This window comes from Sphingobacterium sp. SGG-5, from assembly GCF_011043525.1.
GTDB lineage: Bacteria > Bacteroidota > Bacteroidia > Sphingobacteriales > Sphingobacteriaceae > Sphingobacterium.
In genome coordinates this window covers 1-12424 of the sequence record NZ_JAAKGO010000008.1, presented here as the reverse complement: position 1 = coordinate 12424, position 12424 = coordinate 1, and the positions used below count along the sequence as shown (strand labels likewise).

The following is a 12424-nucleotide window of genomic DNA, read 5'->3' as shown; positions in this document are numbered from 1 at the left end:
TTAAGATCTCTAATTTTCAATAAACTCTTTTCGAGGACTGATATATAATAATGTAATCGCTGCTGCTATTATAAATAGAACAGCAAACTGATAGATTGCGCTCAAACTGATATCGGCATCCCTCAAAAATCCACCGTAGTAAAGTGCTATACCGCCAACGATGGTACCGCAACAATTCAGAATACCATACCCTGTGGCCCTATACCGGGGATCAACAACCATGCTGAGTATAGGCATGGTGTTCGAGTCGGTAAAAGACTTCGTAACCGTATAGGTAATAAAACACACGATAGCCATCGGCAATATTGTCGTATAACTGGCTAAAAAAATTGCCGGAGCAGCAATCAATAACCCTATAGCAGGAACCCAGATTCTCCCCTTCGGATTTCGACGGCTGAACCTATCTGCAAGAAATCCTCCCAATAGCACGCCAACGATCGCTGATGTAAAAATATAAGCTGTCGAATATACGCCGGCCATCGTTTGAGATAAACCGAATTGTTCTTTGAAATAGGTGGGCAACCACCCGACAATTAACCAGGTCAATATACTGACCAAAGCAAAAAATATAAGCAATAATATGAAAGAACGTTGCCGAAACAGGTAAGCCATACCTTTACCAAAATTTACCTTTTGTTGTTCGGACGGCTTTTCATTTTCTATTCTGGTTGGAGCATCTTTTAAGAGGAAAACCAGCACTAAAGAGTAAAGTATTCCAAAAGCCCCAAAAAACCAAAAGGGTGTATTCCAAACATGATTTTCAGCCATCCATCCACCCACAAATCCGAGACTCTGTCCGGCCATGATTCCGGCCATGTGTATACCTGTAGCAAGCGAACGTGTACTCCCTCTATGATAATCCATGATTAATGCTAACGCCGCTGGTATATAACAAGCCTCACTAATACCCATCAGTGCCCGTGTCAATAAAAGCTGTTCAAAGGTCTGGGCATAAGCGGTCATCCATGTCACCAAAGACCATATACCAAGACTAATGAGCACGACCTTGCTTTTACTAAAACGATCCGCCATATAGCCCGCCACAGGACTTAAACAACCATATATCCAAAGAAACACTGCCGTCAAAAGGCCAAACTGTGCATCTGTCATGGGAATGGCGTCCACAATCGAACCACGCATCGTCGTAATCATCGTGCGATCTATGTAGTTGAGCAAGGCGACCACACACAACAAAGCCACAACCAGCCAGGCCCGGGGTGTTGTTTTACTTTCTATTGAAGCCATAATCTATTATTTCAGTTTTTATCGCTCTTAAATGAATATTACCAACTCGTCCAACCGCCGTCTACCAATAAATTGTGTCCGGTCACATAGGCCGAAGCCTCCGATGCCAAAAACAATATTGGCCCCTGTATGTCGTTTTCATCCGCAAAGCGGCCAAGGGGTGTTAGTCTTTTATAATTGTGTACAAATTCGTTTTCGCCTATAGCTTCGGCTATACCCGGCCCGTAGCCACCTGGGCTAATGCAATTGGCCCGAATGTTAAATTTGCCGTAATAGTTGGCTATCCATTTTGTAAAGCCAACCATTGCCCACTTATCATAGGTATAATTTATTGGACTTGTCATTCCCGTATCACCATAGACTGGAAAATTAGGCCCCACAGTCCCCTGGATAGAACCGATATTGATAATATTTCCGGATTGTTGTTGACACATATAATGCAAGACTTCCTTCGTGATCAGCATCATTCCCGTGGAGTTGATCTGCTGAGAAGCTTCCCATTCGGCCTTGCCCATATCCGCAAGATTTTTAAACCCTTCCCGAGAGACTGCATTATTAATGAGTACATCAACTCCACCGTAAGTCGATACGATATCTTTTACAAAATCCCGGATATTGTCTTCATCTGCCAGATTGAGTGCCTTTCCTATAGCCTGATATCCCTTTTCAGACAAGGACCTTGCAAACTCTGCGCACTTCTGCTCATCGCGGGATGCTATGAAAACCAAGGCCCCGGCCTCGGCCAAAGCTGTGCAAATGGGCTGACCATACAAACCAGCTCCCCCGGTTACAATGATAACTTTTCCCTTCAGGGAAAAACGTTTAAATATATTATCCATCTATTCGATCAATTGATATTATTTAATTATGATTTCCATAGTCCAGGCGTAATGATTCGCTCATCGATATTGCCAAATATTTTATGAGCGTTTTCCCTGATTTCGTCTGGAATAGATTTACCGTTCCATAATTGAACATTTTGCTTCACTTGTTCGACATTATCTGCTCCAAACACAATACTACTGACTCCCCTGATATCCCGGACATAAGAAAAGGCAAATTGCGCAACGGTCATTTCTGCACGATCCGCCAATTTTTTGAGCTCATCGATATAATACGCAACCCCTTTCAAAGAAGAGGGGAGCTTATCTTCCGTTAAGAAAAACAGGCCTTGTAAGAAAACACTGCGGGCGAAAACTAACTTTCCCACATCGGCCAGTTCATCCATAGCCTTATTCGCCACTAAACGTTGGTCAAACACATTTATGGGTAGTTGTACCGCCGCAATTTCAGGCTCCTCTAAAATAGCCGCGACATCCTTTGGATAATATAACGATATTCCCCCTGCCTTAATCAGTCCTTCCTCTCTCAATAATCGGCATACTCCCGGCAAAATACTTATCACGCGCCGAATATCCTGATCCTTATCGGTATGATACAATAATATCGGTAGCTGATCCTGTCCCAGAGCCTGCAAACTTGTTCGCACCTGTGCTAATGCCTCTTGCTTTGCAAGTTTTTCATTTTCCAATGCCCGATCACTCCATTTGAATTTACTAATGACGTATGGGCTATAGGAAGTATTGTTTTTCAGAAAATTTCCGATCACTTCTTCAGAGACACCGTAATGTCGGGAAGTATCCCATGTCGTTACACCGAGTTCTGCAGCACTTTTTAAGATCTTATGACCCGTCTCCATATCGGGTTTTCCCTTCTGGTTAGCTATACCATAGGCCATCCCCAGTTGTACCGTTCCCAATGTCAAAGGCGTAACCAAACTTCTTACTTCTTGAATCATCTGAATAATTTTTTATTTATTCCTTACGCTCATAATGGAATTCGTCCGCACCCCCGGTCTGATCTCCCCACTGATATAATAGTGACTCCCCTGGTACAAAACCGTAGGTAAAGTCACCCTACCTTTTTCTGAAGATTGCTGTAAGTCATATCTCCAGGAATCTGTCTCGGGATAATACCAAAGCACAGTAGCGGAAATTCCCGGATGCGTAACCGGATCCGTATGCAAAGCCGTTACCCGATCCACTCCGCCCCACAGTCTAAATCTTTCCCTATGAATCAGAGGAGACGGGCTGGCTGCAGCAGACATGCCCCGGGGCATATCACCCAGCCTTATCCAATCCCTGGTCCAAAGATTTCCATCTTTACGAGGTTGAAATGAATAGGCATCCTGCAGGATATGTCTTTGTTTGTTTCCCAAGGAATTTTCAATCGTATGCTCTCCACTGAACATATACAACTTTCCGTTGTATGTTCCACATACCGGAAAGATCCGTTCTGGTCCCGGCCAGACTGGCAATACAAACCATCCTTGATCCGGTTGGTCGAGATCCAAACCATAGCAGGTACGCAACGCCGATGACACAGGTGTTTCCATACCTCCGACAATAATCAACAGACTACCTACAAGTGCACCCGACATATTCGCAAGCGCATGTGGCAGATCGGGATATTTTCTCCACTTGATGTTTCCGTCATCGTATTCCGCACTCCTGACAGCCGATAAGTGGCCCTGTTCATTACTTCCGCCTACAATCCACACTTTGTCCGCATAGCTCGCAGATACACCGTACCCAAGAGGCAATGGCATTGATCGCTCGACATGTTGCCATTCTTGCTGAGTTTCCTCCCATATATAGGCATCATCGTACCACTTCTTCGTTCCTCCTTCCCAAGGATACTCATCCGGAAAGTCTGCCCCTCCCAGGCAGATCAGCTTGCCATGGCTCACCCCGGCAAACATCCCCGCTTTTCCCTGTGTATGGGGCAATGGGGGCAAATCATAATCAAATCTTTTCCCTGCCTTCGACACACACAGCCCATTGCTGCTTAAAGCTATGCTCATAAGTAATACATTCGTTATATCTCGTTTAATCCTCATTTTGTACGCTCTGATTTATTCTGTTCAGTTCAATACGCAATATAGCTCCAGGACCGGGTTCTCCAAATCCACCGGTTACGAACAGGCTATTATCTTGCGGCATAAAGCAAACATTACTGACCAAAGGGAATCCTGTGGACACGGTCGCCAGCAACTCTCCTTTGGAACTCAAGGCCTGTAGTGCCCCCATACCGTAGTGCGCTACCCACAACCGGCCCTCGCTGTCAAATGCGATACCGTCTGGCAGATTATCTTCCGCTTTTCCGGAAATATGTGTAGGCAGATCTGCAAAAACTTCTTTTTCCCATTCTTGGGTAGATTGATTGCGTTTGAAACAAAGTATTCTGTTTTCATAACTCTCTGCAACATACAATACATCCTCCGAAGGAGAAAGAACTATACCATTTGGATAGTCCAGATTATCCGCTAATACGCTTTCGGTACGATGCTCGTCAATAAGAAATACACTCCCTTGATGTCGAACCGAATCGGTAAAATAAATCCGTCCTTTGCTGTCCACCACCACATCATTTGGTACACCAACCTTTTGTCCCCCACAATATCCGTCAGATAGCAATGTTTCCACATGCTTTCCTTCACGATCCACTTTTACCAATGTACCTTGGCCACTATCACACACCCAATGGAACCCCTGCTCATCTATAGCTTGTCCATTAGGGCAGGTCATTTCAAACCATTTTTTTATTCCCTCTACTCGATCGACACGTAAAATAGATTGCCCTTTCAGGTTAGTAAAGAACAGATTGCCATGCTTGTCAATGACAGGTCCTTCCGTATAGAAAGGTTGCTGCTTAGTTTCTGTAGCTGACCACTCGATATGCACCGTATGTCTTTTTTCCTCAAAGGGAAATAAAGGTTGTCTCCTGTTTTTATACACAAACCGTGTCATATCCGCTTGGGTCACGCCAGGAGTATCCACCTGAACAATACTTTTACAAACCGGTGAATACGCCGCAATAGGTGCATTTACTCCTTTGGCAATGAGTATATCGAACTCTTCGGGGGCTACACCAAAAGAAGTCACCTGTTTCAGACTAAAAGGGGGGACACGAAGTGTAGAGAGCATCAGCACACCACCTTTGTCTGTTTGCACGACAGCCGTCCTACCCATATCGTACCGCACCTGCCCGCCGTGACGAGGGGTGTCTTCCTGAAACACACCATCCGTCAGATTTAGTAGATGTGCGTTTACTGTCAGCTGTACATCGCCAGATTCATCAAACCCTTTCAAAGTAAGCGGAAAATAACCGTCTGTTCGTTGTTCTTCAAGAAAGGCAACAGCCTCAGCATCGTAAACATAGCTGAAATAACGGTATCTTCCATCACGCTCCAAAGCCCGTATCAGGCTAAGTCCATTGCCCGGTGATCCTCCACCTATGTTGTCACCCATATCGAGAAACAAAACAGGTGTACTCAAGTGCTGTACATTGAAAATAACCTCATCGACACTGTTTTTCTTACCGACATACTGCTTTCTATTTTTCCAAATGTAGGACGCTATCATGCTGCCCACCTGCCTAGCCAGATCCTTGCCTATCTCCGTGACTACAATGATCGATGTCCCCATTTCAGGCACATCTGCATAGGGGAATCCTAAAACCACACTCACCGCTAGAACATGGTCTTCTTGGTTTGCCAAGCTTACCTGTCCGTACAGGCTTTTGCAAGGTTCACTTTGGGTAAACTGTTGCTCCAGACTGATTGCTACGGGTACCTGCACCAAATGTTGGGCAACTTCCAGCCCTTGTTTGAGCATACACACCAGTATTCGAGCCGCATCTTTCCCCCTATCCCGTTGATCCAGATGAGGATTTTCCCGATAAGCAACCAAAGCATCTGTTGCATCAACCATTTGCTGGCTGACGTTGGCATGTAGATCTAGCGTGCCGACGATAGGCACCGCTGTGCCTACCCGTCTGCGTAACCGCATCAGCCAATCCCCGTCCATATCCCTTATCCTCTCGCTGACACCCGCTCCATGTGGAACGACCAAACAAGCATCCACAGGGAGTACTTTTTCCAATTCCTCAAACATCCGGTCCGTCAAGAAAGAATACGTCTCTTCGGTAATAACCCCACCAGGTGTAGCCTCCGCAAAGAAAACGGGAACAACATCTATCCCTTCCTCTTCCATCACCTCCAGCATTCCGCCGATCTCATGATGTGCATTCCGGTATTCCTCACGTATCGCTTCGCCCACCAGCAGATGCCCGTTTTCAAAATCAAACAGGGTTGTCGGATCGTCGATAAACGTATTGGACTCGTGATAAATACCCAAAAGCGCTACCCTATACCTCATGTTCCTTCCTATTTTATTCGTGCCACCACATCTACCTCAAATTTCAACAGGTCACCAAGGCAACCAATCAACGTGGTGCGTGCTGGATAGGGTGTCTGGAAATACTCCTTATAGATCTGGTTAAACTGTGCCAGGTCTTCCTGCCTACCGACATAATTTCTGACCTGTACAACATCGTCAAACGTAAGGTTAGCCGCAGCCAATATAGTACGCACATTTTCGAACGACCGCCGGCATTCCCCTTCAAAAGTATCTACTACGATATTACCTTCTCCATCTACCGAAGCCTGACCCGAAACAAATACATAATCCCCGGATTGTATGCCCGGCGAAAAAGGAAGAAAACTTCTTGGGATATTGTCTCCTGTTATTACTTTTTTATCTTTCATCATTACGCTACGGATACTTCTGTCATTGATTCTATCTTGTCTATAATAGACTGTACTTCCTGATCGTCCCACGCCTTTTGCATCGTACCCAGTGGTGCTTTCGTCGCACCGATATCAATTCCATATTTAAGCTGCATGGCTTGTCTCAAAAATGTCCATATATTGGGCAGCACATACATGATAACTTTTTGAAATTCAAGCATAAACTCTTCAGCAAGAGCATAATTCCCCTCCTTAAAAGAAGCTCTCACGGTCTTACAAACCGGCCCCCAAAGGTTATAGAAAGAACCTATCGCACCAGAAGTACCACAAAGTGCTGCATGACACATCAACTCATCCGCTCCGCTGAACAGGTGCAAACGATCTCCTACATGATTTTTGACAATACCGATTTCCAACAGTTGACCGGTAGTCAGTTTCATACCTTTCAGGGTAGGGATTTTCAACAGTTCGTCGATAAACCCCGTAATATTGCCCATCGTATTATTGCCCAACTGGTACGGAAAAAACGGCAAATCAGATGCAGCAGCTATCTGACGGTAATGTTCCAATGCGGTGTCCTGATTGCCCGAGAAATAAATAGGCCCCACCGATGATATGGCGTCAGCGCCGAGCTTGGCAGCATGTTGTGCCAATCGTACAGACTCGGCCGTCGTCATTGCTCCTACCTGTACCATGATAGGCACTCTTCCTGCATTAACAGCCATCACTTCCTCTACGACCTGCTTTCGCTGCTCTTCGGTAAAGAGTACGCCCTGCCCTGTCGACCCCAAGATATATAGTCCATCCATACCTTGAGAGATCAATAGCTCTACCAGTTTTTTCAATTCGACCACAGCAACATTACCTTCAATATCTACAGGTGTGAACATCGCCGGCCACACGCCTTTAAATTTATTTTCCATATTGACCTTTTATTTTCGTTTAACCCTTGTTTTTAAATATTTTTCCAACACTGTCGTATTCTCCATATACAACAGATCTGACGCTGCTGCCATACATTGGACAGAGACAGGGTCCTTGAATCCGTGTCCTGTCACGATGCAAACAGCCGCAGCTGCTGTATCGATTTCTTTATTCTTTAGGGCATTTGCCAACCCAGCCAAAGCAACAGCCCCTGCAGGTTCACAAAAAATTCCCTCTTCCAGTGCCAACCGTTGTTGCCAGGCAAATACCTCTTCATCCTGCACAGTGTGCCCCATCCCTGCATTATTCATACAGTATTTTAGTACTTCATCTCCGTCCAGCACACCAGGGACCTGCAAACCGCTAACGGCAGTTGTACTCATAGCGATAGCAGTTGCCTGTTGTAGCTGATTCCGGATAGCTGTTGCTATGGTATCGTTACCCTCAGGCTGTACACAATGTATGGTCGGTTTCACATAGTCCGAAAATACCTCTGCCCATCTATCAAAACCCTTACAAATAGCCAGTGTCAACCCACCACCTCCAGCCGGAACAAACACCTGCGCCTTTTCCTGTCCCAACTGCTCGGCTATCTCGTAAGCTATGGTCTGCACCCCTTGCATGGCGGACGGGCTATACCGAAAAGCACTGACCTGTACCACGCTATCGTACGACAAAGCAATTTGTTCCAACAATGCCATAGTGTCCTGCGTGACTCCGACGTCTTTTCCAAAGTCCTTGACCATCAATGTCTCCGCTCCATAGGCCCCCATCTGCGTGAGCTTCCCTTCGGGGGCACCATCCACAATAGCCAAGAAGCAGGGTATGCGAGCTACGGCACTATAGGCCGCTAAGGCAGCACCCGTATTGCCACTGGAGGTCGCTAGGCAAAACCCTACGCCCTGCTCCTGTATCTGTGACAGAGCAATGGCGGCAAACCTATCCTTATAAGACCCCGAAGGATTGAGGTTCTCCAATTTAAAGTACAGGTTCTTAAGCCCCAAAGCCGGACCGATATGTTTGGATCTGACCAAAGGCGTACCACCCTCTCCTATAGAGAGTTGATATGCGCTACCAATCCTCGGCAGCAATTGTTCATATTTCCAGATACCTTTCAAAACAAATGGGGGAATTGTAATTTTTTCATGGAATAACTGTTGAAGTTGTGCGTAAAACCACCATCCACAACAAGGGTCGTCCCCGTAATAAAAGAAGCCTCTTTGGATGAAAGCCAAGTAATAGCTTGTGCAATTTCTTCGGAAGAAGCGGCTCGCTTTAGGGGAGTGTGATCGTTCATATCAGCACCTATCTGGGCACTCACGTTATTGCCCTGCTGGTCCTCATAATCTTGACCCATATCCGTTTGTACATTGCCGGGATTGACACAGACCACCCGGATATTAGCTGGACCGTATAGTGTAGCCAACTCGTATGTCAGGCTTTCCATCCCTCCTTTGCAGGCAGCATAGGCCGGACTATAGCCTCCCGTGCGTTGTGACATTACGCTAGACACATTGATGACTACCCCGCTTATACCCTTTTCCAACATGCTCTGGCATACTTTCTTTGCCAAAAATGCGGGAGCAGTCAAGCATATCCGAATCGTCTTGTCCCAATTTGTAATGTCTATGTCTGACATCGGTTCTATAGTTCTCCATGCCGCATTATTGACCAAAAGATCTATACAGTTCCAAATAGATAGTGTACTTTCGATTATTTCGTCCCAAAAATGGGTATCCGATAAATCCCCTGCACAGACGATAGCATGCGTATCACCATCTTTTTCAATCCACTGCTTTAATGCCATCAACTCGTTTTTGTCTCTTCCGACCAAAGCCACATGATAACCTTTCCTGGCAAGGCCAATGGCCGTACTACGGCCTATACCACGTGTGGCACCTGTCACGATAGCGACCTTATGTGCTGTCATATCATTCAATTTCTTTTATCGTCTTTTTGTCAAATAAATCCACCGCCAATATCCCCCCCAAGGCTTCACCGGCCTTGACATGTACATTGGTTCGCAACAGAAATACCAATCCATCCTCTCCGGCAAATATGGGATGAGTCTCTTTGGACAAGGGGTCTGCTATCTCCCCAAATAACTGTCCCTTACGCATATATTCCCCTGTTTTTGCCAAGGCTATAAAAACCCCTCCCACAGGAGCCGGCATTTTTATCTGTAGGTGACCGCTATCCGGTCGCTCATCTTCCAGCCAGTAGTTATATCTGTCCTGAATAGAAAAAGGCTCTTCAAAAAGCCCCTGATACGCTAATATCCGTATGCAGGCCTCTTTGTACCTCTCTACGACTTCTTCGCGAAAGCCCGTTCCTCCACCATATTCAAAATATACGGCCGGAACGTTATGGTCCCTCGCAACGGACAAGGTTCGACCATTTGGGCGACTATCCGTTCCCCAGATCAAGGGAAAGCCACTGGCGATGGCCATTTGCTGTTGTTTCTCCAGAATTTCCGGGCTGCTATGCAACATATAGCCCACCATCGGATAGATATCATACAGCAAACCACCCGTATGCATATCAATGAGGTAATCGGCTTCTTTTATCAATAGGCTTACAGCATCTGCAGCTTGTTCGGTGACAGATCCTTCTTTATTCCCCGGACATATACGAGCCATATCAATTCCATCGCAGGCACATCGGCTCCCATTGACATATGCCGCCTCATTCACTACAGGTACGATAGTCACACAGCCTCGGATCAGCAGATCAGGCAATTCATCCAAAAGCTGCATAGCGGCCAACATGGGTTCATATTCATCACCATGAACACCGGCCAGTATAAGAACCCGGGGGCCGCTCTGTCCGGGATTTATCGTATAAGGATTGATCATACTAATGTTCTCCTTCGTAATAGGGTGCACCCCCTGTTGGTTGTGTCGGATCAAAAATGTTAAGCTCCCTGAACAAGGATATGGCAATCTCCTTATGACCTGTTCCATTCGGATGCAACGGGTCATTCAATAATTGGCGGAAAACTTGTCCATCATACTTTTTTGTCAGATCTATCTTCCAGATTGCCCAATTATCGACAAGGATGATCTGTTCTTCTTCTGCGATATTTTTCATAGCCTCTACATACAGTTTCAAATTACTCCGCTCTGGTGTGAGGTCGGTAATAATCGGAGTAGGACTCACTAAAACAGGAACTGCGCCGATATCCCTAATCCGTATAATAATCTGGGACAAATTATCTGCATACTCCGATACTGAAATGTTCTTTGCTGTCGCAGCATCATTTGTACCGATCATCAATACCACGACTTGGGGTTGTAGTTTCGCAACTCTCCATTCAAAATCTTCCAGTATATCTTTGGTCGTATGTCCACTGATGGCAGTATTGACCACGATATCTCTATATCTCCCCATTTCAAAGCGTACCCGTTCTGAAAAAATTTCTGAATAAGATCTTTGCCCATGTGTATGCTTCGCGCCTTGTGTAATGCTATTTCCCGTAAACAGCCAGGTGATCGGGGTTCTGCCCGCCAATAATTGAGCGATTACCTGCCTGTCTTGCTGTGCTCCTTTCTGAACATCAAAAAATATTTTTGGCATAATTTGTGCATCTGCTTCATAATCTACGCCTTTACCAAATACGACACAGGTTATAAAAACAGGTACAAGAAAAACTAATTGAAGTATATACATCTTATTTTATAGCATTAATAATTCTCTATCTTTGAGACGATATCACACATCACGGTTTTTTAGAGAATATTTTTCGGATTCTCTCCATATCAAACTTTATCGATCGGTCATAATTATAGATACCATTCTGTTCCTGTTCTACATCTGTCAATTGTGTATAGCAGTAGCCCCAGACATGTTCCGACAGTGACAGAAGCTGATCCACCTGACCCTCTAAGCGTTGGTAAAATTCTTCCTGTGTACGAGGTGCACTGCCATAACCCCAGGTCTGTGTCTTGGAGTCCAGCTGCTGGAGCTTTTCGTTACTGACCCATTTGATGCCCCCGAATTCATCCACGAAATAGGGTTTTTTCCCATCATAGACAGGGAACACATAATTGTTACTGTCTTTGACCTCGTTGAATCCGATGTTCCTGTTGCCCGGATGGGCACGGTTCGGGGTCTGGAAAAATTTACTGTCCTTATAGATGACATCCCTAAGCTTTACGGGATCCTGTTCGTAGTGGTGTACCGTCCAGATGTCCGTCAGGATATGCGCGCCGCCGCTCACCCCGTTAACAGGACGCGTCGGGTCAATAAGTTTGGTCAGGCGATAGACATCCCCGGCCAGGCGAGGGTAGTTCGTCTTATCTGGCCACCACTGTTCGTTGAACGGCGTCCATACCACCAACGAAGGATGGTTGCGGTCCCGCTTCACGCATTCCATCCATTCAGAGATAAAATTACGGGCCGCCTCTATGTTGTTCGCATCCATGCCCCAGCTGGCGCTCTCACCCCAAGTCAGGTACCCCAGCTTATCTGCCCAGTAGTAGTAACGTTCCTCAAAAACCTTCTGATGTAACCTAGCTCCGTTGAAACCGGCCTCTTTTCCCAAGATAATGTCCCGTTTAAGCGCTTCATCGGACGGGGATGTCCAGATACCGTCCGGATAGAATCCCTGGTCCAGAACCAATCGTTGGTAATAAGGCTCGTTGTTCAGGTATATCCGGTTGCCCA

At 45.9% G+C, this 12424-nt stretch carries 12 protein-coding genes; all 12 read right to left on the bottom strand.

Translation table 11 applies throughout. From position 1 onward, the window contains the following. Nucleotides 1–9: 9 nt before the first annotated feature. Nucleotides 10–1245 carry a spinster family MFS transporter gene (locus G5B30_RS13100; protein WP_165320454.1) on the bottom strand — a complete coding sequence of 412 codons (1236 nt, stop codon included), beginning with the start codon at nt 1243–1245 and terminating at the stop codon, nt 10–12. Nucleotides 1246–1283: 38 nt separating this feature from the next. Beyond that, a complete protein-coding gene (locus tag G5B30_RS13095) occupies nt 1284–2084 on the bottom strand; it encodes an SDR family NAD(P)-dependent oxidoreductase (protein ID WP_165320453.1) in 801 nt (266 codons plus the stop codon). Between the two features lie 26 nt (nt 2085–2110). Further along, nucleotides 2111–3043: an aldo/keto reductase gene (locus G5B30_RS13090; protein ID WP_165320452.1), complete on the bottom strand. Its 933-nt coding sequence runs from the start codon at nt 3041–3043 to the stop codon at nt 2111–2113. Between the two features lie 12 nt (nt 3044–3055). After that, nucleotides 3056–4108: a hypothetical protein gene (locus tag G5B30_RS13085; protein ID WP_165320451.1), complete on the bottom strand. Its 1053-nt coding sequence runs from the start codon at nt 4106–4108 to the stop codon at nt 3056–3058. A 25-nt stretch (nt 4109–4133) separates the two neighbouring features. After that, a complete protein-coding gene (locus G5B30_RS17430; RefSeq protein WP_240903210.1) occupies nt 4134–6464 on the bottom strand; it encodes a M81 family metallopeptidase in 2331 nt (776 codons plus the stop codon). Between the two features lie 8 nt (nt 6465–6472). Further along, complete coding sequence (locus G5B30_RS13075) at nt 6473–6856, bottom strand: RidA family protein (RefSeq protein WP_240903209.1); 384 nt, start codon at nt 6854–6856, stop codon at nt 6473–6475. Further along, nucleotides 6856–7758 (bottom strand): dihydrodipicolinate synthase family protein, encoded by a 903-nt coding sequence (locus G5B30_RS13070; RefSeq protein ID WP_165320450.1) that lies wholly within the window; start codon nt 7756–7758, stop codon nt 6856–6858. Before G5B30_RS13070 ends, G5B30_RS13075 begins: the two co-directional genes overlap by 1 nt. A gap of 9 nt (nt 7759–7767) precedes the next feature. Beyond that, nucleotides 7768–8877 (bottom strand): pyridoxal-phosphate dependent enzyme, encoded by a 1110-nt coding sequence (locus tag G5B30_RS13065; protein WP_165320449.1) that lies wholly within the window; start codon nt 8875–8877, stop codon nt 7768–7770. Beyond that, the gene (locus tag G5B30_RS13060; RefSeq protein WP_165320448.1) at nt 8874–9689 is read right to left on the bottom strand and encodes an SDR family NAD(P)-dependent oxidoreductase; all 816 of its coding nucleotides are present in this window, start codon (nt 9687–9689) and stop codon (nt 8874–8876) included. Before G5B30_RS13060 ends, G5B30_RS13065 begins: the two co-directional genes overlap by 4 nt. Nucleotide 9690: 1 nt before the next feature. Then, complete coding sequence (locus G5B30_RS13055) at nt 9691–10614, bottom strand: succinylglutamate desuccinylase/aspartoacylase family protein (RefSeq protein ID WP_165320447.1); 924 nt, start codon at nt 10612–10614, stop codon at nt 9691–9693. 1 nt (nt 10615) lies between these two features. Continuing rightward, the gene (locus G5B30_RS13050) at nt 10616–11428 is read right to left on the bottom strand and encodes an SGNH/GDSL hydrolase family protein (protein WP_165320446.1); all 813 of its coding nucleotides are present in this window, start codon (nt 11426–11428) and stop codon (nt 10616–10618) included. Between the two features lie 49 nt (nt 11429–11477). Further along, a partial coding sequence (locus G5B30_RS13045; RefSeq protein WP_317164349.1) for a glycoside hydrolase family 2 TIM barrel-domain containing protein occupies nt 11478–12424 on the bottom strand: 947 nt, incomplete at its 5' end.

Bases quoted from the DNA above. Each gene is read 5' to 3' on its own strand.
- G5B30_RS13075 (WP_240903209.1), bottom strand. From the start codon at position 6,856: ATGATGAAAGATAAAAAAGTAATAACAGGAGACAATATCCCAAGAAGT.
- G5B30_RS13070 (WP_165320450.1), bottom strand. From the start codon at position 7,758: ATGGAAAATAAATTTAAAGGCGTGTGGCCGGCGATGTTCACACCTGTA.
- G5B30_RS13055 (WP_165320447.1), bottom strand. From the start codon at position 10,614: ATGATCAATCCTTATACGATAAATCCCGGACAGAGCGGCCCCCGGGTT.
- G5B30_RS13095 (WP_165320453.1), bottom strand. From the start codon at position 2,084: ATGGATAATATATTTAAACGTTTTTCCCTGAAGGGAAAAGTTATCATT.
- G5B30_RS17430 (WP_240903210.1), bottom strand. From the start codon at position 6,464: ATGAGGTATAGGGTAGCGCTTTTGGGTATTTATCACGAGTCCAATACG.
- G5B30_RS13060 (WP_165320448.1), bottom strand. From the start codon at position 9,689: ATGACAGCACATAAGGTCGCTATCGTGACAGGTGCCACACGTGGTATA.
- G5B30_RS13100 (WP_165320454.1), bottom strand. From the start codon at position 1,245: ATGGCTTCAATAGAAAGTAAAACAACACCCCGGGCCTGGCTGGTTGTG.
- G5B30_RS13090 (WP_165320452.1), bottom strand. From the start codon at position 3,043: ATGATTCAAGAAGTAAGAAGTTTGGTTACGCCTTTGACATTGGGAACG.
- G5B30_RS13085 (WP_165320451.1), bottom strand. From the start codon at position 4,108: ATGAGCATAGCTTTAAGCAGCAATGGGCTGTGTGTGTCGAAGGCAGGG.
- G5B30_RS13050 (WP_165320446.1), bottom strand. From the start codon at position 11,428: ATGTATATACTTCAATTAGTTTTTCTTGTACCTGTTTTTATAACCTGT.